The 21,103-nt window shown below is 75.9% G+C and carries 21 protein-coding genes and 1 other RNA gene; 11 read left to right on the plus strand and 11 right to left on the minus strand.

Translation table 11 applies throughout. The features are described 5' to 3' along the window. The first annotated feature begins 158 nt into the window (after positions 1 to 158). From GTY84_RS05865 to GTY84_RS05875, 3 genes are read left to right on the plus strand one after another with little or no spacing between them, the layout of a single operon-like run. Positions 159 to 1,025, plus strand: coding sequence for a Nif3-like dinuclear metal center hexameric protein (locus tag GTY84_RS05865; protein ID WP_161225024.1), 867 nt, complete (start codon positions 159 to 161; stop codon positions 1,023 to 1,025). Next, complete coding sequence (locus GTY84_RS05870; RefSeq protein ID WP_161225387.1) at positions 1,022 to 1,765, plus strand: C4-type zinc ribbon domain-containing protein; 744 nt, start codon at positions 1,022 to 1,024, stop codon at positions 1,763 to 1,765. Before GTY84_RS05865 ends, GTY84_RS05870 begins: the two co-directional genes overlap by 4 nt. 23 nt (positions 1,766 to 1,788) lie before the next feature. Then, positions 1,789 to 3,102, plus strand: coding sequence for a bifunctional RNase H/acid phosphatase (locus tag GTY84_RS05875; RefSeq protein ID WP_161225386.1), 1,314 nt, complete (start codon positions 1,789 to 1,791; stop codon positions 3,100 to 3,102). Here GTY84_RS05875 and eda read toward each other — a convergent pair. From eda to GTY84_RS05890, 3 genes are all read right to left on the minus strand, one after another. Continuing rightward, positions 3,077 to 3,781: a bifunctional 4-hydroxy-2-oxoglutarate aldolase/2-dehydro-3-deoxy-phosphogluconate aldolase gene (gene eda, locus GTY84_RS05880; protein ID WP_237532085.1), complete on the minus strand. Its 705-nt coding sequence runs from the start codon at positions 3,779 to 3,781 to the stop codon at positions 3,077 to 3,079. The two genes, GTY84_RS05875 and eda, sit on opposite strands and share 26 nt — an antisense overlap. 400 nt (positions 3,782 to 4,181) lie before the next feature. Continuing rightward, positions 4,182 to 4,964, minus strand: coding sequence for a peroxide stress protein YaaA (yaaA, locus tag GTY84_RS05885; RefSeq protein ID WP_161225025.1), 783 nt, complete (start codon positions 4,962 to 4,964; stop codon positions 4,182 to 4,184). Positions 4,965 to 5,322: 358 nt separating this feature from the next. After that, positions 5,323 to 6,114 carry a MerR family transcriptional regulator gene (locus GTY84_RS05890; RefSeq protein ID WP_161225026.1) on the minus strand — a complete coding sequence of 264 codons (792 nt, stop codon included), beginning with the start codon at positions 6,112 to 6,114 and terminating at the stop codon, positions 5,323 to 5,325. A gap of 353 nt (positions 6,115 to 6,467) precedes the next feature. Here GTY84_RS05890 and GTY84_RS05895 point away from each other — a divergent pair, with 353 nt between their 5' ends. Next, complete coding sequence (locus GTY84_RS05895) at positions 6,468 to 7,298, plus strand: AraC family transcriptional regulator (protein WP_161225027.1); 831 nt, start codon at positions 6,468 to 6,470, stop codon at positions 7,296 to 7,298. A 75-nt stretch (positions 7,299 to 7,373) separates the two neighbouring features. On the opposite strand, the gene GTY84_RS05900 is transcribed toward GTY84_RS05895, so the two are convergent. Further along, positions 7,374 to 7,628 (minus strand): hypothetical protein, encoded by a 255-nt coding sequence (locus tag GTY84_RS05900; RefSeq protein ID WP_161225028.1) that lies wholly within the window; start codon positions 7,626 to 7,628, stop codon positions 7,374 to 7,376. Between the two features lie 165 nt (positions 7,629 to 7,793). Continuing rightward, positions 7,794 to 8,036: a hypothetical protein gene (locus tag GTY84_RS33525; protein WP_237532086.1), complete on the minus strand. Its 243-nt coding sequence runs from the start codon at positions 8,034 to 8,036 to the stop codon at positions 7,794 to 7,796. A 179-nt stretch (positions 8,037 to 8,215) separates the two neighbouring features. Here GTY84_RS33525 and rnpB point away from each other — a divergent pair. After that, an RNA gene (gene rnpB, locus GTY84_RS05910) (RNase P RNA component class A) lies at positions 8,216 to 8,621 on the plus strand. 208 nt (positions 8,622 to 8,829) lie between these two features. Beyond that, the gene (locus tag GTY84_RS05915) at positions 8,830 to 9,087 is read left to right on the plus strand and encodes a hypothetical protein (RefSeq protein WP_161225029.1); all 258 of its coding nucleotides are present in this window, start codon (positions 8,830 to 8,832) and stop codon (positions 9,085 to 9,087) included. A gap of 201 nt (positions 9,088 to 9,288) precedes the next feature. Here the strand turns inward: GTY84_RS05915 and GTY84_RS05920 are convergent, their stop codons facing one another. Both GTY84_RS05920 and GTY84_RS05925 read right to left on the minus strand, forming a co-directional pair. Beyond that, a complete protein-coding gene (locus tag GTY84_RS05920) occupies positions 9,289 to 9,690 on the minus strand; it encodes a MazG-like family protein (protein WP_237532087.1) in 402 nt (133 codons plus the stop codon). Positions 9,691 to 9,743: 53 nt separating this feature from the next. Further along, positions 9,744 to 10,286 carry a DoxX family protein gene (locus GTY84_RS05925; protein ID WP_161225030.1) on the minus strand — a complete coding sequence of 181 codons (543 nt, stop codon included), beginning with the start codon at positions 10,284 to 10,286 and terminating at the stop codon, positions 9,744 to 9,746. Positions 10,287 to 10,909: 623 nt separating this feature from the next. Between GTY84_RS05925 and GTY84_RS05930 the strand changes: the two genes are divergently transcribed. Next, positions 10,910 to 11,236, plus strand: a complete 327-nt coding sequence (locus GTY84_RS05930; RefSeq protein WP_161225031.1) for a nuclear transport factor 2 family protein — start codon at positions 10,910 to 10,912, stop codon at positions 11,234 to 11,236. A gap of 312 nt (positions 11,237 to 11,548) precedes the next feature. Here the strand turns inward: GTY84_RS05930 and GTY84_RS05935 are convergent, their stop codons facing one another. Then, positions 11,549 to 12,289 carry an SDR family oxidoreductase gene (locus GTY84_RS05935; protein WP_161225389.1) on the minus strand — a complete coding sequence of 247 codons (741 nt, stop codon included), beginning with the start codon at positions 12,287 to 12,289 and terminating at the stop codon, positions 11,549 to 11,551. A gap of 390 nt (positions 12,290 to 12,679) precedes the next feature. Here GTY84_RS05935 and GTY84_RS05940 point away from each other — a divergent pair, with 390 nt between their 5' ends. After that, positions 12,680 to 14,323 (plus strand): alkaline phosphatase D family protein, encoded by a 1,644-nt coding sequence (locus tag GTY84_RS05940; RefSeq protein WP_161225032.1) that lies wholly within the window; start codon positions 12,680 to 12,682, stop codon positions 14,321 to 14,323. Here the strand turns inward: GTY84_RS05940 and GTY84_RS05945 are convergent. After that, on the minus strand, positions 14,310 to 15,413 hold the full coding sequence (locus GTY84_RS05945; protein WP_161225390.1) for a Gfo/Idh/MocA family oxidoreductase: 1,104 nt from the start codon (positions 15,411 to 15,413) through the stop codon (positions 14,310 to 14,312). The genes GTY84_RS05940 and GTY84_RS05945 overlap by 14 nt on opposite strands. An 81-nt stretch (positions 15,414 to 15,494) precedes the next feature. Here GTY84_RS05945 and GTY84_RS05950 point away from each other — a divergent pair, with 81 nt between their 5' ends. From GTY84_RS05950 to GTY84_RS05960, 3 genes are all read left to right on the plus strand, one after another. Then, positions 15,495 to 17,075 carry a multidrug effflux MFS transporter gene (locus tag GTY84_RS05950; RefSeq protein ID WP_237532088.1) on the plus strand — a complete coding sequence of 527 codons (1,581 nt, stop codon included), beginning with the start codon at positions 15,495 to 15,497 and terminating at the stop codon, positions 17,073 to 17,075. Beyond that, positions 17,072 to 18,202, plus strand: coding sequence for a serine hydrolase domain-containing protein (locus GTY84_RS05955; RefSeq protein WP_202550060.1), 1,131 nt, complete (start codon positions 17,072 to 17,074; stop codon positions 18,200 to 18,202). The genes GTY84_RS05950 and GTY84_RS05955 overlap by 4 nt, the downstream gene beginning before the upstream one ends. 141 nt (positions 18,203 to 18,343) lie before the next feature. Beyond that, on the plus strand, positions 18,344 to 19,321 hold the full coding sequence (locus tag GTY84_RS05960; protein WP_161225033.1) for a small ribosomal subunit Rsm22 family protein: 978 nt from the start codon (positions 18,344 to 18,346) through the stop codon (positions 19,319 to 19,321). A 394-nt stretch (positions 19,322 to 19,715) separates the two neighbouring features. On the opposite strand, the gene GTY84_RS05965 is transcribed toward GTY84_RS05960, so the two are convergent. Both GTY84_RS05965 and GTY84_RS05970 read right to left on the minus strand, forming a co-directional pair. Beyond that, positions 19,716 to 20,375: a hypothetical protein gene (locus tag GTY84_RS05965; RefSeq protein WP_161225034.1), complete on the minus strand. Its 660-nt coding sequence runs from the start codon at positions 20,373 to 20,375 to the stop codon at positions 19,716 to 19,718. A 13-nt stretch (positions 20,376 to 20,388) separates the two neighbouring features. Then, positions 20,389 to 20,694 carry a hypothetical protein gene (locus GTY84_RS05970; protein WP_161225035.1) on the minus strand — a complete coding sequence of 102 codons (306 nt, stop codon included), beginning with the start codon at positions 20,692 to 20,694 and terminating at the stop codon, positions 20,389 to 20,391. Positions 20,695 to 21,103: the final 409 nt, after the last annotated feature.

The following is a 21,103-nucleotide window of genomic DNA, read 5'->3' on the forward strand; positions in this document are numbered from 1 at the left end:
GCACGGGCGGGGGAGAGACAGCGGCCGTCATCACACAAACGGGTGTCACAGGAACGATTCCTCCGAGGACAACGGGGTGGTGTGCTGGACATCGCCGGTCCGGCCCGGCCAGGGGCGGCGGGTACGGCCGCGCACCGCGCCCGGGTAGCCTTGCCCCCGTGCCCCGTCTGTCAGAAGTCATCGCCGCGCTGGAGAACCTGTGGCCCGCCGAGCGGGCCGAGTCCTGGGACGCGGTCGGCACCGTGGTGGGCGACCCCGACCGGGAGGTCTCCCGGGTCCTGTTCGCCGTGGACCCCGTCCAGGAGATCGCCGACGAGGCGGTGGAGCTGGGCGCCGACCTGCTCGTCACCCACCACCCCCTCTACCTGCGGGGGACGACGACGGTCGCCGCGTCCACCTTCAAGGGCCGTGTGGTGCACACCCTCATCAAGCACGACGTCGCCCTGCACGTCGCCCACACCAACGCCGACACCGCCGACCCGGGCGTCTCCGACGCGCTGGCCGGGGCCCTCGGCCTGCGCGTCCTCGGCCCCCTGGTGCCGGACCCGGCCGACCCCGGGGGCCGCCGCGGACTCGGCCGGATCTGCGAACCGGAGCGCCCGCTGACCGTCCGCGAGTTCGCCGCCCTCGCCGCCGAGCGGCTGCCCGCCACCGCGCAGGGCGTCCGCGTCGCGGGCGACCCGGACGCGCCGGTCCGCACCGTCGCCGTCAGCGGCGGTTCCGGCGACGGCCTCCTCGACCACGTGCGGGCGGCGGGCGTCGACGCCTTCCTCACCGCGGACCTGCGCCACCACCCGGTGTCCGAGGCCCGCGCCCAGGGCCCCCTCGCGCTGCTCGACGCGGCGCACTGGGCCACCGAATGGCCCTGGTGCGAGCTGGCCGCCGCCCAGCTCGACGCGATCTCCGACCGCGAGGGGTGGGCCCTGCGGGTCCATGTCTCCCCGACGGTCACCGATCCCTGGACCGCCCACGCGGCGTCACCGTCCACCCCGCCCTCCGAACACACCGCAGGAGCCCCCAACTGAACGCCGCGCCCGCCGACCAGATCCGACTCCTCGACGTCCAGGCCCTCGACGTCCGGCTCCAGCAGCTCGCGCACCGGCGCCGGTCGCTGGCCGAGCACGCCGAGATCGAGTCGCTGACCAAGGAGCACGCCCAGCTCCGCGACCTGCTCGTGGCCGCGCAGACGGAGGAGAGCGACTGCGGCCGAGAGCAGACCAAGGCCGAGCAGGACGTGGACCAGGTGCGCCGGCGCGCCGCCCGCGACCAGCAGCGCCTCGACTCCGGCGCCGTCACCTCCCCGAAGGACCTGGAGAACCTCCAGCGCGAGATCACCTCCCTCGCCAAGCGCCAGGGCGACCTGGAGGACGTCGTCCTGGAGGTCATGGAGCGCCGTGAGTCCGTCCAGGAGCGGGTCGGCGAGCTGACCGGCCGGGTCGCCTCCGTCCAGGAGCGGATCGACGACGCCACCGGGCGCCGGGACGCCGCCGTCGGGGAGATCGACGGCGAGGCCGCCTCGGTCACCAAGGAGCGCGGGGTCATCGCCGCGACGGTCCCCGCCGACCTGCTGCGCCTCTACGACAAGCTGCGCGAGCAGCAGGGCGGCGTCGGCGCGGCGAAGCTCCACCAGCGCACCTGCCAGGGCTGCCGCCAGGAACTGGCCATCACCGAGCTGGCCGAGGTGCGCTCGGCGGCGCCCGACACCGTGCTGCGCTGCGAGAACTGCCACCGCATCCTGGTCCGTACGGCCGACTCGGGGCTGTAGGGCGCGTGACGGGGGCGGAAGCGGTGCGGGAGTTCGTCGTCGAGGCCGACGGCGGGTCGCGGGGCAACCCGGGGCCCGCCGGGTACGGCGCCGTGGTCAGCGACGCGGTGACGGGGGAGACCCTCGTCGAGACCGCCGAGTACCTGGGCGTCGTCACCAACAACGTGGCGGAGTACCGGGGGCTGCTGGCCGGGCTGCGCGCGGCCCGCGCGCTGGACCCCGGGGCGCGGGTGCGCGTCCGGATGGACTCCAAGCTGGTCGTCGAGCAGATGTCGGGGCGCTGGCGGATCAAGCACCCCGACATGAAGCCGCTGGCGGCCGAGGCCGCGCGGGTCCTCCCGCCCGAGCGGGTCAGCTACGAGTGGATCCCGCGCGCCGAGAACAAGCACGCCGACCGCCTGGCCAACGAGGCGATGGACGCGGGGGCGCGCGGCGAGGCGTGGTCCCCGTCGGCGTCCACGGCGGAAATCGACGCGGCGCCGGGCGGGACACGGCCGGCCGGTCCCCTCCCCGGGGCGGGCGCGCGGGCCGCGGACGCGGGGTCCGCCGCCGGAGCGGCCACCGGGACCGGCGGGGGAGCCGGGGCATCCTCCCCGGCCGACCCGGACCGCGCCGGTGACCGGGCCGGGACCGGCCGGGGCGCACGGGACCGGGCCGACGTCCGCGCCGCCTCCTCCGTCGCCTCGCCCGGCTGGGGGCCCGCCGACATGGGCGCCCCGGCCACCTTCGTCCTGCTGCGGCACGGCGAGACGGCGCTGACCCCGCAGAAGCGCTTCTCCGGGAGCGGCGCAGGCGGCGACCCCTCGCTGTCCGACGCCGGCCGGGAGCAGGCCGCCAGGGCGGCCGACGGCCTCGCCCGGCGCGGCACCGTGCAGGCCGTGGTGGCGTCGCCGCTGGCCCGCACCCGGGAGACCGCCGCCGTGGTCGCCGCCCGCCTCGGCCTGGAGATGGCGGTCGACGAGGGCCTGCGCGAAACCGACTTCGGCGCCTGGGAGGGCCTCACCTTCGGCGAGGTCCGCGAGCGGTACCCCGACGACCTGAACGCCTGGCTGGCCTCCCCGGACGCCCGGCCGACCGGCGGTGGCGAGAGCTTCGCGGAGACCGGCGCGCGGGTCGCCGCCGCCCGTGACCGCCTGGTCGCCGCGTACGCCGGGCGCACCGTCCTGCTGGTGTCGCACGTGACGCCGATCAAGACCCTCGTGCGCCTCGCCCTGGGCGCCCCGCCCGAGGCGCTGTTCCGGATGGAGCTGTCGGCGGCCTCGCTGTCGGCGGTGGCGTACTACGCCGACGGCAACGCCAGCGTCCGCCTGTTCAACGACACGTCGCACCTGCGCTGAGCCCGGCCGCCTCGCGGGCCAGCGCCTCCACCCGCGCCCAGTCCCGCCCGGCGACCGCGTCCTTCGGCAGCATCCAGCTCCCGCCGACGCAGCCGACGTTGGACAGCGCCAGGTACTCCGGCGCGGAGTCCGGGCCGATGCCGCCGGTCGGGCAGAACCGGGCCTGCGGCATCGGCCCGGCCAGCGCCCTGAGGTAGGCCGTGCCGCCGGCCGCCTCCGCGGGGAAGAACTTCATCTCCCGCACCCCGCGCTCCAGCAGGGCCACCACCTCCGAGGTGGTCGACACCCCCGGCAGGAACGGCACCCCGGACCCGAGCATCGCCGTCAGCAGGGCGTCCGTCCACCCCGGGCTGACCAGGAACCGCGCCCCGGCCGCGACCACCTCGTCGACCTGGCCCGGTGTGAGCACGGTGCCCGCCCCGACCACCGCGTCCGGCACCTCGGCGGCGATGGCGCGGACGGCGTCGACCGCGACGGGGGTGCGCAGCGTCACCTCGATCGCGGGCAGCCCCCCGGCGACCAGCGCGCGGGCGAGCGGCACGGCGTCGGCGAGGTCCTCCACGACCACGACGGGGAGGACGGGCGCGAGGTCCAGCACCGAGGGCGGGGGCACCGGCGCGAGGGCTCCGGCGGGGGAGGGGGCTACGGGGGAGGACGGGGACGGCAGAGGCGAAGTCATGCGGTCATCGTGCCCGGCGGGACGCAATCTCTGCAATCACCGTTGCGAGGGATGCAATCCCCTGGGTGGCTGGGCGGCTGGGCGGCTTCGTCGCCGGGTGCGGGCGCGGGTGCGGGTGAGGGGTGCGCCGGGCGCGGCGGCGGCACTGGCCCGGCGCCGGATGCGCGGGCCTCGTCGGCAGGGTACGGGGCCACCTTCGGCCGGTGCCGCACCCTCCGGCGGAGGGTCCGGATCGGTGAGAGCCCGGCCGCCGGGGTGCCGCACCGCTCCCGGACCCACCGGGGTGTCGCCTCGCTCCCGCACCCACCGGGGCGTTCGAATCGCTTCGGCACTCCTGGGGGCACCGCACCCGCACACCCGCACCCGCGCGCCCGGCCACCGCCGGGGGAAGCCGCGCGGGCTAGTGGATCTCGTCCACCAGCACGTCCAGCGCCCATGGACGGCCCGCCCCGCCCGGTGTCCGGGTCTCCACCGTGTGCCCGAGGTCCCGCAGGGCCGTCACCAGCTCCTCGGGCGTCCCGGGCGCGGTACCGGTGGTCAGCAGGCTCCGCACGATCCGGCCCTTGGTCGCCTTGTTGAAGTGGCTGACGACCTTCCCCGTCGGCGCGTGCAGCACCCGCACCGTCGCCGTCCGCGCGGCGACCGCGCCCTTGGGCTTCCACGCCGCCGAGTACGCCGCCGACCGCAGGTCCAGCACCAGCCCGTCGCCGGCCGCCTCGGGCAGCACCGCGGCCATCGGCGCCCGCCAGAACGCGCCCAGCGCGCCGAGCGCGGGCAGCCTGACGCCCATGGAGCAGCGGTAGGAGGGGATGCGGTCGCTCACCCGCACCGCGCCCCACAGCCCCGAGAACACCAGCAGCGAGCGGGCCGCCCGCCGCTTCGCGGCCGGTTCCAGGGTGGCCAGGCCGAGGGCGTCGTAGAGCACCCCGGTGTAGATCTCGCCCGCGGGCCGGGCCCCGGCGGTCCGCAGCGCGGCGTTCTTGCCGACCTCGCCGCGCAGCCCCTCGCTGAGCCCCAGTACCTCGCGCGCCTTCTCCTCGTCCCCGGCGCACAGCTCGACCAACTCGGCGAGCACGGTCTCCCGCGCGTCGGCCAGCCCCGGCAGCGACAGCGACTCGGGCTTCAGCGGGGCCCCGCGGCCGGACGCGGCCTTCCCCTCGGACGGCGGCAGCAGGACAAGCACACGTACTCCTTCGGATCGGGCCCCCGGTCAGGGTACGGCGTGCCCGCCGCGCCCCCGGCCGACGGTCCGTTGGGGCATCCGCCGGCGCGCCCCGGAGGCGTCCCGCCCGGAGCGACGGAGCGGGCCGGGGAGGCAGGGCGGGCCGGGGCGACGGAGCGGGCCGGGGGGCCGCGGCCGGGGAACGCGTCCGGGCCCGCGCGTCCCCGCGCGGCCGGTCCGGGCGCGCGGGGCGGGGGGCCGCCGCCCGGGTCCGTCCCGCGCGGGGGTCCGGCCTCCGGTTCCGGTGGCCGCCGCGCCGCCCAGAGCGCAAGCCCGGCCAGCACCCGCAGCTCGGGGCGCGCGAGGAGCCCGGCGCACCTCATGGCCCGTCACCGGAGGCGAGGCGCAGGGCCAGCCGGACGGCCTCCGCCTGGGCGGGCGCGAAGTCGGCGTAGAGGGCGCGGAGGAAGAGCCCTTCGGCACCGTGCCCGGCGCCGCTCCCCGCACCGGCGCCCGTCCCCTCCTCCGCGCCGTCCAGCAGGCCGGGGGGCACGCAGGCGGCCAGCGCGCGGGCCGCCTCCGCGACGCGCGGATCGCCGGGCCCGGCGTCGGCGAGCGCGTCGAGCAGGGCGTAGGCCCGTCCGGCCCGTTCCAGCGCGTCGGGCGGCTCGACCGCGCCCCTCCACGCCTCCAGCAGCCGTTCCCGGTCGCCGGGAGGCACCGTGGAGTCCAGCAGCGCCAGCACCTCGCGGTCCCGGGCCGCCATGGGGGAGTCCCCCGCGAGAGGTGCCATCCGGGCGAACAGCTCCGCCGGCTCCGGTGACATCGGCCCCTCGGCCGTCGGCCGACTCTCCGTCCGCAGCAGTGACCGCAGCCGCTGCCGCCGCTCCGCCAGTTCCGCCTCCTGCCGGGCCAGGTCCGAGTCCAGCTCCTCCAGCACCTCCTGCAGGTCCCTGCTCGCGTCGTCCGTGAGCACGTCCCGCACCTCGGCCAGACCGAGGCCCAGCTCGGTCAGCCGCCGGACACGGGCCAGGACGACGGCGTGCCGCAGGGTGTACGTCCGGTAGCCGTTGGCCAGCCGCTCCGGTTCGGGCAGCAGGCCCTGATGGTGGTAGTGCCGCACGGTCCGCGTCGTGACACCGACGATGGCGGCGATCTCTCCGATCCGCATGGGCCCAGTACAGACGTTGACGTCGCGGCAGGGTCAGGCCGCCTGCCCCGCTGCCCAGTCGGCGCGCCTGCCCCGCCGCCGGGTCGGCGCGCCCGCGCCGCCGATCGCCCGCCCCGCCCACCGTGCCTGGCGATCGCCCGTCCCATCGGCCGTCCCCCGCCCCGGACCCCGTACCGCCGGCGTCCCGGCCGTCCCGGCGTCCCGGCTCCCGGCGGTGCCGCGCCCCGCCCGACGTCCCACCCGTCCCTCCCCCCGCCCCGGCCCGCAGCTCCCCGTCACCGTCGAGATCCGGCCACCTGGTGCTGGACAAGGGCGGGCTCCCTCTGATCCCGTGGGCCCGAGGGGGTGGCGCGGTGGACGGCAGGGAGCGGGCGCGGTGGACGCGGGCACGGCTCGGGCGGTGCGGGCCGCCCCTCGACCTGCTCACCGCCGACTTCGACCGCCACGTCTACGCCCCGCACGCGCACGCGGAGTTCACCGTCGGCGTCACCGTCGGGGGCCTGGAGGCCATCGCCTACCGGGGCGGCACCATCCGCTCCGGACCGGGCTCCCTCGTCGTCCTCGAACCCGGTGAGATGCACACCGGCGGCCCCGCCGCCTCCGACGGCTACTCCTACCGCGCCCTGTACGCGGCCCCGGACCTGCTGGCCGACGGCACCTCCGGCGGCGGTCTCCCGCACTTCCCCGAACCCGTCGTGCACGACCCGGAACTCGCCCGCGCCCTGCACGCCGCCCATACCGCGCTGGCCCGCCGCCCCGATCCGCTGGAGGCCGAGTCCCGCGTCCCCTGGCTGCTCGCGGCCCTGGTCCGCCGCCACTCCACGGCCCGTGCGGCCGGCCTCGTGGTGCCCGGCGCGGACCGGGTGGCCCGTGTCGTACGGGACCGGCTCGCGGGTGAACTCCTCGCCCCGCCCTCCCTGTCCGCCCTCGCCGGCGACCTGGGCCTCTCCCGCTACCAACTGCTGCGCGCCTTCCGCACGACGATGGGGATACCGCCGTACGCCTGGCTGGCCCAGCACCGGGTGGCCAGGGCGCGCGGACTGCTGGAGGCCGGGCTGCGTCCCGCCGAGGCCGCCGCGCTGGTGGGCTTCGCCGACCAGGCCCATCTGACCCGCTGGTTCCGCCGGGTCCTCGGCGTGACCCCGGCGGCGTACCGCAACAGCGTTCAAGACCCGCACCGCTGAACCGGCCGAGACTCGGCGCATGACCGCACGTGGCTGGATTCTGTTCTCCCTGATGGGAGTCGTCTGGGGCATTCCCTATCTGCTGATCAAGGTGGCGGTGGACGCGGTCTCCCCGTCCGTCGTCGTGTTCACCCGCTGCGCGCTGGGCGCCGCGCTGCTGCTGCCCTTCGCGCTGCGCGGGGGGAGGACGGCGGCGACCGTCCGCGCCCACTGGAAGCCGCTGCTGGTCTTCGCCACCGTCGAGATCATCGGCCCCTGGTGGACCCTGACCGACGCCGAACGCCGGCTGTCCAGCTCCACGGCGGGGCTGCTGATCGCGGGCGTCCCCATCGTCGGCGTGCTGCTGGCCCGGCTCCTCGGCGACGCCGAGCACCTGGGGCCGCGGCGGCTGGCCGGGCTCGGTCTCGGCCTGGCCGGGGTGGGGGTGCTCACCGTGCCGCACCTGACCGGCGGGGACGCCCGCTCGCTGGCGGAGGTGCTGGTGACGGTGGTGGGCTACGCCGTGGCGCCGCTGATCGCCGTCCGCCACCTCAGGGACGTGCCCTCGCTGCGGCTCACCGCGTTCTGCCTGACCGTGGCGGCCGTGGTGCACGCCCCCGCCGCGGTCCTCGACCGGCCGGCCGAGCTGCCGCCGGGGCGGGTGCTGGCCGCGCTGGCGGTCCTCGGGGTGGTGTGCACGGCCGTCGCCTTCGTCGCCTTCCTGGAGCTGATCCGGGAGGCCGGTCCGACCCGTGCCATGGTCATCACCTACGTCCACCCGGCGGTCGCGGTGGCGGCGGGGGCGCTCTTCCTGGGCGAACGGCTGACGGGGGCCGTCGCCGCCGCCTTCGCGCTGATCCTCACCGGTTCCGTCCTGGCGACGGCGGCCGGGGCAGCGGGGCGGCGCGCCCGCCCGGTACCATGGTCGACACGGCAGACGAGCCGGGCGGACGGCCGCGTGGAGTCCCCTTGACGGGGGCTTCCCGAGGAACGTCCGGGCTCCACAGGGCAGGGTGATGGCTAACGGCCACCCGGGGTGACCCGCGGGACAGTGCCACAGAAAACAGACCGCCGGAGGCCTCGGCCCCCGGTAAGGGTGAAACGGTGGTGTAAGAGACCACCAGTGCCCAGGGCGACCTGGGCAGCTAGGTAAACCCCACCCGGAGCAAGGTCAAGAAGGAAACACCCCGGTGTTTCTGCGCGGATGTTCGAGGGCGGCCCGCCCGAGTCCGCGGGTAGACCGCTGGAGGCCGGTGGCAACGCCGGTCCTAGATGGATGGCCGTCACCGGCGGGACCGCGAGGTCCCGCCGGAACAGAACCCGGCGTACAGCCCGACTCGTCTGCCGCCACCCCCGCTCACCGGCGGGCCGCAGGGCAGAGGCGCTTTCGCCTGTCGGCGTGCCTCCCCCGCGGGGTAGGCCGGGCCCGGCGAGTGGCCTCGAAGCGATACCACGCGAACCTTGCCCTGGCAACGGCCCGTTCCGGTTGGACGGACACCGGTGGACCCCCGGGCGGTACCCCGTTCGGCTCGCCGCACCGTCCGCCGAACCCATGACCTCCGGAACCGGTGTGATCCTCGTGGACACCGCCACCGGATCGCAGGCGTGGACCGAACGGGCCGAGGACGGCCGGAACGCGTACCAGCACGGCCCGCTCCTTCTCCGGGACCGGGTGGAAGACGCCCTCACCGCCCGGCGGCGCGCGGGCTCACCGCCGCACTCCGCCCCGTGCCGGACCGTGGCCCCCGACGGCACCCGGCGCGTGTGGCTCCCCGCACGTGGCGGCCGCTCCCGGGACCTGCCGGTCTGACCGCCGGTCACAGGAGCGCCCGTCCACGAGTCAGGGGCGCGCGCCGCCGGGACAGGGAACGTGGGGTGCCTCCACCCGCTCCGCCACCGTCCGGTTGAGGTGCCGGACCCGCTCCACCTGGCGTCCTGTCCCCTCCGTCGTCATCCTCCGGCGCTAGCCGGAGGAACCCCGGGCAGCGGCGTCCTCCTTGGCGGGGTCCGTTCAGGAGTCCGTCGTCAGGGAGCGGTCCGCGACGCGCGCCAGGTGGTGGGCGAAGACCCGGCCGGGCTCCGGGGTGAGGGTGCGCAGGGCCACCAGCGCCGTGAGGGCGACGTCGCACAGCTCCGCTCCCACGTCGTCCCAGGTGTGGGTGGTGCCCTTGCGGGGGTTCTGGCCGGTCGCCCCGATCACCGCCTCGGCGACCTCGCCCACCTCCTCCGACAGCTTCAGCACGCGCAGCAGCAGCCCCTCCCGGCCGCCCACCGGCTGCTCCCGCTCCAGCCACCGCCACAGGGCGTCGACGGTCTCCCAGGGGAGGAGGCCGGCGGTGTCCGCACCGGCGGCGGGGGAGGGGACGGCGGCAGAAGGGGCGGAGGGGGCGTCCCCGGGAATGTCGCTGGTCATGGGAGGCAGCCTCCCACGGTGCCCGCGCCCGCCGGGGGAGTTCGGCGGCACGCTCAGGGGAACAGGGGCTCCTGCTCGCCCTCCGCCGCCCTGCGCACCCGCTTGGTGCGCGCCCCGACGACCACCGCCGTCGCCGCGGCCGCCGCGCCGATCGCCGCCGGGACCATCCAGCCCCGGTTGACCGCGTGGCCCAGCGCGTGGTCCAGGGAGATCCGGCCGGGGCCGGTGACCGCCAGGCCGATGGCGGTCAGGCCCAGTGAGGCCGCGTACTCGTAGCCGCCGCCCTGCGCGAAGAAGCCGTTCGGGGCGTGCACCGCCGCAGCGCCCGCCATCGCCCCGGCCGCCGCCGCGCCCGCCGCCGGGGTCGCCAGGCCCAGGGCGAGCAGCGCCCCGCCGCCGGTCTCCGCGAGGCCCGCCGCCATCGCGCTGGTCCGGCCGGGGGCGTAGCCCACCGACTCCATGAACGCGCCGGTCCCCTCGATCCCACCGCCGCCGAACCAGCCGAGCAGCTTCTGGGCGCCGTGCGCCGCCAGTACCCCGCCGGTGCCGAGCCGGAGCAGCAGCAGGCCCAGATCACGGCGTTCGAAGCAGGTCATGTTCGGCTCCCGGGCGTACGGTGACGGCTTCCACCCGCCCACCTTCGCCCCGCCCGGCGGTACGGGCCCGCCCGGAACGCCGTTCGGGTGGCTCACGGCCCTGAGCCCCGGCTCCCGGCCCCGGCTCCCGGCCCCGGGCCCCGGCCCCGGGCTGGCTCCCGGTCCTGGCCCACGACTCCGACCTCCGACCTCCGACCTCCGGGCCCCGGGCCCCGGGTTCCGGCTCCGGCTCTCGGTCGGGCGCCGTCCGCCCGTGCGCTCCGGTATCGGCACCAGCGCGCCAGGCGCCCCGGCGTTGGCCGTCAGGGCCGGGTTCTGGCAGCGGCCATCGGTCGGGCGCAGTCCGCCCATGCCCTCACGGCACGGCTCCGGTCCCGTCCGGCTCTCCCGGCTCCGGTCCCGTCCGGCGCCCCCGGCCCAGTACGCCCGTACACCCGGCCCCGCACCGGGGCGGACCCGGCCGACCGGGCCCCGTCACAGGACGGCGCGGCTCCGGTCCCCGGCACCGGCCATCCGGCACCGGCCATCCGACACCGCCCTCCCCGAGTCGGCAGGGCCCGCCCCGTACGCTCCGCCGCGCGGCCCGGTGGCGGGGGCCCGGGGGCGGTGTGACGCTGACCGGCATGACGATTCAGCCCACCCGGCTCAGCGACCCGGCCGTCCGCGCCTTCGTCGCCGCCGTCAACGCCCATGACCGCGAGGCCTTCCTCGCGCTGCTCGCGCCCGACGCCACCATGGCCGACGACGGCGACGACCGGGACCTCGGCCAGTGGATCGACCAGGAGATCTTCTCCTCCCACGGGCACCTGGAGGTCGACCGGGAGTCCAACGGGGGCCGCGCCCTCGTCGCCCGCTACCGCAACGACACCTGGGGCGAGATGCGCACCCGGTGGGACTTCACCGTCGACGAGGAGGGCAGGATCGCGCGGTTCGAGACCGGCCAGGCGTGACCGCCTCCGCAGGGGAGGCCGGGGGCCGCGTACGGGACGGCGGCCGTTCCACGTCACCGGTGTGCATCCGCGGTGCCACGCGGGTCCACCCCCAGTCGGTGCCGTTGAACGGCCGCCGTCTCCCCCCCCTCGCGATGGTCTGCGCGTCCGGCGGAATCTGACGGAAGATCAGCACTCCGTCTGTGAAGTTCTGGTGAAGGAGAGTTCAGCACAGATCCGTGGTCCGCCGCAATGGCGCGCCTGTGCGAAGACCGGCCATGAGGGCCGTTCCGGCTCCCCGTGCGCGCCGCGCGGACCGCCGCCGGACTCGGCTCAGCCCCGCCCCACGTACGGCATCGCCGTCGCCATGACCGTCGTGAACTGCACGTTCGCCTCCAGCGGCAGTTCCGCCATGTGCCGCACCGTGCGCGCCACGTCGGCGACGTCCATCACCGGTTCCGGCGCGATCTCGCCGTTCGCCTGGAGCGCCCCGGCCGCCATCCCGGCCGTCATGTCCGTCGCCGCGTTGCCGATGTCGATCTGGCCGACCGCGATGCCGTGCCTCCGGCCGTCCAGCGAGAGGGACTTGGTCAGCCCGGTCAGCGCGTGCTTCGTCGCCGTGTACGCCACCGAGTGGGGGCGCGGGGCGTGCGCGGAGACCGAGCCGTTGTTGATGATCCGGCCGCCCCGGGGCGTCTGCTCCTTCATCGCGCGGTACGCCGCCTGCGCGCACAGGAACGCGCCGTTGAGGTTGGTGTCCACCACCTGCCGCCAGGCTTCGTAGGGGAGTTCCTCGACGGGGACCCCGGCCGGACCGAACGTGCCCGCGTTGTTGAACAGCAGGTCCACCCGGTGGAACCGGCCGCGCGCGGCGGCGAACAGGGCCTCCACGTCGGCGGGTTGTGAGACGTCGGCGGTGACCGGGAGCGCCGTGGCGCCCGGGGGAGCCAGGGCCGCCGTCTCCTCCAGGGGCGCGAGGCGCCGTCCGGCGAGGACCACCGACCAGCCCCCGCGCAGGAGTTCGGCGGCTACGGCCCGGCCGATGCCGGAGCCGGCGCCGGTGACCACGGCGATCCGGCCCGCGCCCGGCCCGCCGCCGGTGCGGCCGCCGGACCCCGGGTCCGTGGCCGTGCCGCGCCCCCCGGACCCGGCGTTCGTGGTCGTGTCGCGCCCGGCGGGCCCGGTGATCGTGCCGCGCCCGGCCGTCGCGGGGTGCGCGGTGCCCGCGCCGTCCCCGGCGCGCGGGTCCGGGGCGGATCCGCCGTGCCCGCCCGCGCTCTTCCGGCGGTGCCCGTCCGCGGCTTCCCCGTCATGGGTTCTCTCGGTGTTCATGGCTCGGCAGCGTACGTGTGGCGGAACGCGGGGAACTCATCCCCGCGACACGCTTTCGCCATGTCCGCGCCAATACGGTGTCGTCCCGGGCGATTCGAATGCCCCCTGCATCCATCGCCAGGGGAGGACCGGATGACATCCGTCGACCACCGCCAGCCCGGACACGCGCCCGAACTCCGCGCCGCCGCACGCCACATGGGCCGCCGCCGCTTCCTGACCGGCACCGGGGCCGCCGCCGCGCTCGCCTTCGCGGTCAATCTGCCCGGCACCGGCGTCGCCGGCGCCGCCGAACTCGACCCCGCGCGGCTCACCGCCGACCCCTTCACCCTCGGCGTCGCCTCCGGCGACCCGCTGCCCGACTCCGTCCTGCTCTGGACGCGGCTGGCCCCCGCCCCGTTCCAGGCGGACAGCGGGCTGCCCGCGCGCCGCGTTACCGTCGACTGGGAACTCGCCCTCGACGAGGGCTTCCGCGGCGTCGTCCGGCGGGGCCGGGCCACCGCCCACCCCGAGTTCCACCACGCGGTCCACGTCGAGGCCGACCGGCTCGCCCCCGGCCGCGTCTACTACTACCGCTTCCGCGCGGGCCGCCACACCAGCCCCGTCGGCCGCACCCGCACCGCGCCCGCCGCCCGCAGCCTCCCCTCCGCGCTGACCGTCGGCCTGGTCTCCTGCCAGCGCTACGACCAGGGCCACTTCACGGCGTACCGGCACCTCGCCCGGGAGGACCTCGACCTCGTCCTCCACCTCGGCGACTACCTCTACGAGTACGCCGTCAACGACACCGGCGGTGCCCGCGCCTACCCGGCCGGGACGCTGCCCGCGCTGTTCCGCCGGGAGACGGTGACGCTGGAGGACTACCGGCTGCGCTACGCCCTCTACAAGTCCGACCCCGACCTGCGGGCCGCGCACGCCGCCCACCCCTTCGTCGTCACCTGGGACGACCACGAGACCGAGAACAACTACGCGGGCGACGTCTCCGAGGACGAGGTCCCCGCCGAGGAGTTCCTGCTCCGCCGGGCCGCCGCCTACCGGGCCTACTGGGAGAACATGCCGCTGCGCCGACCGCAGCTCCCCCGGGGCCCCGCCCTGACGCTCCACCGGCGGCTGCACTGGGGGCGGCTCGCCCAGTTCGACGTGCTCGACACCCGGCAGTACCGCTCGGACCAGGCGTACGGCGACGGCTGGCAGTACCCCGGCCCCGAGTCCGAGGACCCGTCGCGCACCCTGACCGGCGCCGCCCAGGAGAGCTGGCTGATCAACGGCTGGCACCGCTCCGACGCCCTGTGGAACGTGGTGCCCCAGCAGGTCACCTTCGCCCGCCGGTACAACGCGACGACCCTGCCGTCCAAGGTCTCCATGGACTCCTGGGACGGCTACCCGGCCTCCCGGGACCGGGTCCTGGCCGGGGCGCGCGCCGCCGGGGTCGAGAACCTGATGGTCCTCACCGGCGACGTGCACGTCCACTACGGCTTCGACATCAAGCGGGACTTCGACGACCCGGACTCCCGGACCGTGGGCACCGAGATCGTCACCAGCTCCATCACCAGCGGCGGCGACGGCTCGGCCCGGCCGTCCAACTGGAAGACCCTGATGGCCGCCAACCCGCACCTGCGGTTCTTCAACGGGCTCCGCGGCTACGCGACGGTCGCCCTCGGCAGGGAGGTGGCGCGCACCGACTTCAGGACGGTCTCCCATGTGACCACCCCGGGCGCGCCGCTGACCACGGCCGCCTCCTTCGTCACCGAGGCCGGCGATCCGGGGCTCAAGCCGGCGTGACCGCCGCCGGCTCCCCGGGCGTCCCGGACCCCGTGCGCGCCCCGGGTTCCGGGAGACCTCCGGAACCACCGGGGGTCCGGGGCGCCTCGCCCGGGTAGCGGACGCCGACCCGGTCGCGGATCGCGTCCAGCGTCCGCATCACGGCGAGGGTGCCGTCCAGCGGCACCAGCGGCGACTCGGTCTCCCCGGCGCGCAGCGCGCGCATCACCTCGCGGGCCTCGTGCGCCAGGGTCGCCGGGGAGCCGTCGGCCGGGTCGGCCGTGAAGGTCTCGGGATCGCGGCCGTCCCGGTGCAGCACGAAGCGCTCCGGGGCGAAGAAGCCGTCCGGCACCTCCACGCGCCCGGTGGAACCGGTGACCGTGGCGGAGTTGGCCGACCCGCCGACGATGGAGCAGTGCACCGAAGCGAGAGCACCGCTCTCATACGAGAGCAGGGCACCCGTCTGGAGATCGACGCCCTCTTCCGAGAGCACCGCTCGCGCGGCGACGTCCGAGGGCTCGCCCAGCAGCAGATGCGCGAGCGACACCGGGTACACGCCGAGGTCCAGCAGCGCGCCCCCGCCCTGCGCCGGGTCGAGCAGCCGGTGCGCGGGCGGGAACGGCCCCGCCAGCCCGAAGTCGGCCCGCACGCCGCGCACCTCGCCGATCGCGCCGTCCGCCACCAGCGCCCGCAGCCGCCGGACCAGCGGATGGCAGTACATCCACATGGCCTCCATCAGGAAGCTCCCCCGCGCGCGGGCCAGCGCGACCAGCTCCCCGGCCTCCCGCGTGTTCAGCGTGAACGGCTTCTCGCACAGCACGCCGCGGCCCGCCTCCAGGCAGAGCCCGGCCGCCGCCCGGTGCGCCGCGTGCGGGGTGGCGACGTACACCACGTCGACCTCCGCGTCCCGCGCCAGCGACTCCCAGTCGCCGTACGCCCGGGGTATGCCGAACCGCTCCGCGAAGGCCCGCGCCGACGCCTCCGTCCGCGAGGCCACCGCCACGACCTCGGCGTCCGGGAGGGCGACCAGATCCGCCGTGAACGTCGCCGCCATCCCGCCCGTCGCCAGAATCCCCCAGCGCACCCGCCGCCCGGTCGTCACCGCCGACACCGCCCCACCCTTGATCACGTTCGGTCAAATCCGTACGAGCTGAGAGCATAGGTGGCGGATCCGTCGAACAGGGAGGGGCGCATGCCCGAGCGCGGGGCACCCGTACCGCACACACCGCGACCGGGGTGCACGGCACAGGAGACGGCACCCGGCACGGCCGGGCAGGCCGGTACGGCCGAGGCGGCACCGGCCTCCGGAGCGGTCACGGCGGCCGGAGCGAATGACGCGGTCGGCGCGGCGCCGGCGGACGGCGCGGACGGCGCCCCCCGCGCGGCACCGGCACCCGGGCCGGACCGGGCCCCCGCTCGCGACGACGGGGCCCCCGCTCGCGACGACGGGGCCGCCGCGCCCCCCGCGCGGACCGGCCCGGGGACCGGCGGCCCGAAGGCCCCCGGAGCGCCGGGGAAGCGGGGTGCCCGGGGCGCCGGGCTGTTCCTGACGTTCCTCCTCGGCGGGCTCACCGCCACGCCCCCGCTGGCGATGGACATGTACCTCCCCGCGCTGCCCGAGGTCACCCGCTCCCTGCACGCGCCCGCCGCCACCGTCCAGCTCACCCTCACCGCCTGCCTGGCGGGCATGGCCCTCGGCCAGCTCGTGATCGGCCCCATGAGCGACAAGTGGGGCCGCCGCCGCCCCCTCCTCACCGGGATCGCGCTCTACGTCCTCGCCACCGCGCTGTGCGTCGTCGCCCCCACCGCCGGACTCCTCATCGCCTTCCGGCTGGCGCAGGGGCTCGCGGGCGCCGCCGCCATCGTCATCGCGCGCGCCGTCGTCCGCGATCTCTACGACGGCGTGGCCATGGCCCGCTTCTTCTCCACCCTCATGCTCGTCTCCGGCGCCGCCCCCGTCGTCGCGCCGCTGATCGGCGGGCAGATCCTGCGCGTCGCGGACTGGCGCGGCGTCTTCGTCGTCCTCACCGCGGTCGGCGTCCTCCTGGGCGCCCTCGTCTGGGCCCGGCTGCCCGAGACCCTGCCGCCCGCCGAACGCCACGCGGGCGGCGTCGGCGACGCCCTGCGCGCCATGCGCGGCCTGCTCGCCGACCGCGCCTTCACCGGGTACATGCTCGCGGGCGGCTTCGCCTTCGCCACGCTGTTCGCCTACATCGCCGCGTCGCCCTTCGTCGTCCAGGAGATCTACGGCGCCTCCCCGCAGACCTTCAGCCTGCTGTTCGGCGCCAACTCCGTCGGGCTGATCATCGTCGGGCAGATCAACGGCAAGCTCCTGGTCGGGCGGGTGCGGCTGGACCGGGTGCTGGTGGCGGGGCTGCTCGTCGTCATCGCCGCCGCGGCCGTCCTGCTGCTGATGGCGCTCGGTGTCTTCGGGGACGTGGGCCTGGTGCCCGTCGCCGTCGCGCTCTTCGTCCTCATGTCCGCCATGGGGCTGGCGCTGCCCAACACCCAGGCGCTCGCCCTGATGCGGGTCGAGCGCGCCGCCGGGTCCGCCTCCGCGCTCCTCGGCACCTCGTCCTTCCTCATCGGCGCGCTCGCCTCCCCGCTGGTCGGGATCGCGGGCGAGGACACGGCCGTGCCCATGGCCCTGGTGCAGTTGGTGGCCGCCGGGGTGGCGCTGGGTCTGCTGGCGCTGTGCCGCCCCCGGGGCGTCGGCGCGGACGGCGCGGGGGCGCGGGCCGAGGGCGCGAGCGGTGAGGGGGAAGGGCGCTGAGCGTTCCCAGACTGCGGCCCGACACACCCGAGCGGGCCGGACTCGAACCCGGCCTGCTCCACCGCGCCGTCGCGGACGCCCTCGCCCTCACCACCGGCGAACGGCCCTGGGCGGCCGGGCTGGTCGTCGCCGCCGGACGCGGCCCCGTGCTCGCCGTCGAGGAGGCGTCGGGCTGGGCGGTGCGGTACTCCGCCTACGACCCCCGCACCGACGCCGGCACCGAACTCCCCGACGGGGCGAAGGTGCCGATGACCGTCGGCACCCCCTTCGACCTCGCCTCCCTGACCAAGCTCTTCACGGCCGTCGCCGCCGTGCAGCAGATCGAGCGCGGCACCCTCGGCATCGACGCGGCCGTCGGCGCGTACCTCCCCGACTTCACCGGCGCCGCCGCGCGGGGCGTCACCGTGCGGCAGCTGCTCACCCACACCTCCGGACTGCGGCCCGAACTCCCGCTGTACGACTGCCCCGACGTCCCCGAGCGGCTGCGCAGGCTGCGGGAGGAGGCGCCGGTGGGGGAGCGGGGCGCGTACCTCTACTCCGACCTCAACATGCTGCTCCTCCAGCACGTGCTGGAACGGATCACCGGGCGCGGGCTGGACGTCCTCGTCCACGAGGGGATCACCCGGCCGCTGGGGATGACGGCCACCCGGTTCGGGCCCTGCCCCGACGCCGCGGCCACCGAGGACCAGCGGCGCCCCTGGGCCAAGGCGGACCGGGGCATGGTGCGGGGGATCGTCCACGACGAGAACGCCTGGGCCCTGGGCGGAGTCGCCGGACACGCCGGGCTGTTCTCCACCGGGCGGGACCTGGCGGTGTTCTGCCGGGCGCTGCTGGCCGGCGGCGGCCACGGTCCCGCGCGCATCCTGGGCCCCGACTTCGTGGACCTGCTCCTGACCGAACCGGGGCTCGGGTTCGCCCTCGACCAGCCCTGGTTCATGGGCGAGCTGGCGGGACGGGGAGCCGCGGGGCACTGCGGCTTCACCGGCACCATGCTGGTCCTCGACCGGGCCACGGACACCTTCGCGGTGCTCCTCGCCAACACCGTCCACCCCCGGCGGCGCCCGTTCGACAACGCGCCCCGGGCGGCGCTGGCCACGGGGGTGGCCCGGGCGGTCCGGGCCATGTGACCACCGGCGGCCCCTCGGCGGGCACGGGGTGGTCGAAGCGCGGGGACGGCGGGGGAGGCCCCGTGCCCGGGGTGAGCCGGGGGGCCCGGGGCGGGCCCCACCCGGGCCGGGGCGGTGTTCGCGCGGCCGTAGGATTGGCGGGTGAACGAGCCCGCCGACATCCTGCGTGCCGCCCTTGCCGAGCTGGTCGACGGGCTCCCCCCGCAGCGCGCGGCCCAGGCGGTCGCGCGGCTGATCGCCGCCTACCGGGGCGACACCCCCACCGACGCCCCCATCCTGCGCGACCGCGCGGACGTCGTCGCCTACGCCGCCTACCGCATGCCCGCGACCTTCGCCGCCGTGCGGTCCGCCCTCGGGGCGCTCGCCGCCGCCGCGCCGGGCTGGACACCCGGTGCCCACGTCGACGTGGGCGGCGGGACCGGTGCCGCCACCTGGGCCGTCAGCGCCACCTGGCCCGGCGCCCGTCCGGTCACCGTGCTCGACTGGGCCGAGCCCGCGCTCGCCCTCGGCCGGGAGATCGCCGCCGCCCACCCGGACCTCGACGGCACCCGCTGGACGCGCGCCCGGATCGGCGGGTCCCTCCCGCTGGACGCCGCCGACCTCGTCACCGTCTCCTACGTGCTCAACGAGCTGACCCCCGCCGACCGCGCCGCCCTGGTGGACGCCGCCGCTGCCGCCGGATCGGCCGTGGTGATAGTGGAGGCGGGCACCCCGGACGGCTACGCCCGGGTCGTCGAGGCCCGTGACCGGCTGGTCGGCGCCGGGTTCCGGATCGCCGCGCCCTGCCCGCACAGCGGGGCCTGCCCCATCGTGCCCGGCACCGACTGGTGCCACTTCTCGGCCCGGGTCAGCCGCTCCTCCCTGCACCGCCGGGTCAAGGGCGGCTCCCTGGCGTACGAGGACGAGAAGTTCAGCTACGTCGCCGCCGTCCGCCTCCCCGCGGAGCCCGCCCCCGCGCGGGTCGTGCGACGGCCGCAGATCCGCAAGGGCCAGGTCCTGCTCGACCTGTGCGAGAGCGAGCCCGCGCTGCGGCGCACCACGGTCACCAAGCGCCACGGCGACCTCTACCGGGCCGCCCGCGACACCGACTGGGGCGCCCCCTGGCCACCGGCCCCGTGACATCCGGCCGTGACCCCCGGCCTGGGCGTCGACCAGCAGCCCCCGGCCGGGACCCCGGACGTGGGTGTCCTGTCTTTGTGCTGTCCGGACAGTCTCGGAGACCTCCGGGCATGTGAGTGGGTGTCCCGGTCATGTCCGGGCAGGTTGTGGGGTGTCCAGACCGGTTCAGCATGGCCGGCGGACAGCCCCGGGAGAGCGTCCCTGCGCGCGATCCCTCATCTCGGCCAACAGCCGAAGAGGCGCCATCCCCAGGTCCGGCGGAACCATGTGGTTCGCCACCATGTTGAGAGAGACCGCCGCCGAGATCAGGAGATCCCTTTCCGCCTGTGCCGAACGGGAAGCAACCGGAGCAGCCTGAGACGATCCCGGCACTGAGCGTCCCGGGCTTCCCGGGTCACCAGTCGGTGAGATCGATCAAGCGGGAGCAGTGCGGATCGCCAAGGTCGCCCGGCACGGTCCGTTCCACCTCCTCGACCAGGGAGGGAAGGGCCGCGAGCAGGGCGGTCAGGGCACCGGACGGTCGTACGTCGGCGGCGACCACGTCGGTGGCTTCCTCGTGGTCGACGTACAGGCGCATCCGGTCGGGGCCCTGGAGGAGGAATCCGCGCAGCCGCGGGTCGGGCCGTTCCTCTGTCCAGGGGTAGGTGAGGGTGCGCAGGATGGTGAAGGCGTTGTCGCGCTCCCCCGGGCCGACGGGAGCGACCTGCGCAGGATCCACATGGATGAGGGTCATGCCCATCACCGTGTCGACACGGCTGCTGGTGAAGATACGGGTGCCGGTGTTCAAAGCACGCACGAGGCCGAGGACGTCATTCGCGCCCGCTAGCTCCTCGGGGTCGTCGACGGTGCGAAGAGGGATCTCCCAGACCGTCAAGCCACCCGGAAAACCGGCACGTTGAGGGCCAGTGGCGATCCGGACCCCTGCGACGGGAGGCGGCGGGGGCAGGACGCCCCGGAGGAAACGGCCATCGGGCAGGGGGGCGTGGATGTGGTGGAGCAGCAGACGGACGATGTCCGCCTGCTGCTCCGCGATGTCGTCGTACGTGAGAGTCACGCGTCGAACGATGTCACTGGTTGAGCCAGTTCGGGCACCTGTTCATGCCCTTGCAGTAGGCGGTGATGACACCGATCTTCTGGCCGGCGCCGGCGTCGTAACCTCCGTCGGCGGTCTTGCGGGCGTACTGGACGATGACGATGACCTGCACACGGCGGTTGCCGTTCCAGGCATAGGCCCAGTACTCGAGGCGGGCGCCGTTCTTCTTGTCGGGCTTGCCGTTGAGAGCGGCATTGACGATCTTGCACTTCTTGATGTTGTGCGGACCTGAGAAGTGCTTCCAGCCGAGCTTGCTGTTGCCGACGCGAGTGGGAATCACCCGGTCGTCCCAGTCCTTCTGCTGGCACTTGACGGTCTTGTCCCAGGCCGGTGCGGCATGGGTGGGCGTAGTGATGCTGCCGGTGAGAAGGGCCGTTGCGGCAAGTGTCGTTGCCGCCCCCGTTGCGATCCTTTTCATGATCTGACCATGTCATAACCGGTGGCCGTGTGCGCCTCTATATTCACGCCAGGCAATAGCTCCGGGCGCTGCGGCCGCTGCGGGCAACCCGGGCATGGCCACGCCCTACCGGCCGTCGGGTTGCGGGTCCGGAACCCGCCGGGAGCGGCCGGCCGGGGAGTCCGGTCCCGGCGGTGCCCGCCGGAGTGAGCCCTTCGGGGCCCGGCCGGGAGCCCGCCGGAAATCCGGGGCCCGGAAGCCCGGTCGTACGGCCCGGCGAAGAGACCGGGCT

The organism is Streptomyces sp. SID8352 (genome assembly GCF_009862265.1).
Classification (GTDB): domain Bacteria; phylum Actinomycetota; class Actinomycetes; order Streptomycetales; family Streptomycetaceae; genus Streptomyces.

Bases quoted from the DNA above. Each gene is read 5' to 3' on its own strand.
- eda (WP_237532085.1), bottom strand. From the start codon at position 3,781: ATGACTTCGCCTCTGCCGTCCCCGTCCTCCCCCGTAGCCCCCTCCCCC.
- GTY84_RS05890 (WP_161225026.1), bottom strand. From the start codon at position 6,114: ATGCGGATCGGAGAGATCGCCGCCATCGTCGGTGTCACGACGCGGACC.
- GTY84_RS05900 (WP_161225028.1), bottom strand. From the start codon at position 7,628: ATGGGGACGCCCGCGATCAGCAGCCCCGCCGTGGAGCTGGACAGCCGG.
- GTY84_RS33525 (WP_237532086.1), bottom strand. From the start codon at position 8,036: ATGGCACGGGTCGGACCGGCCTCCCGGATCAGCTCCAGGAAGGCGACG.
- GTY84_RS05915 (WP_161225029.1), top strand. From the start codon at position 8,830: ATGACCTCCGGAACCGGTGTGATCCTCGTGGACACCGCCACCGGATCG.
- GTY84_RS05920 (WP_237532087.1), bottom strand. From the start codon at position 9,690: ATGACCAGCGACATTCCCGGGGACGCCCCCTCCGCCCCTTCTGCCGCC.
- GTY84_RS05925 (WP_161225030.1), bottom strand. From the start codon at position 10,286: ATGACCTGCTTCGAACGCCGTGATCTGGGCCTGCTGCTGCTCCGGCTC.
- GTY84_RS05930 (WP_161225031.1), top strand. From the start codon at position 10,910: ATGACGATTCAGCCCACCCGGCTCAGCGACCCGGCCGTCCGCGCCTTC.
- GTY84_RS05940 (WP_161225032.1), top strand. From the start codon at position 12,680: ATGACATCCGTCGACCACCGCCAGCCCGGACACGCGCCCGAACTCCGC.
- GTY84_RS05950 (WP_237532088.1), top strand. From the start codon at position 15,495: ATGCCCGAGCGCGGGGCACCCGTACCGCACACACCGCGACCGGGGTGC.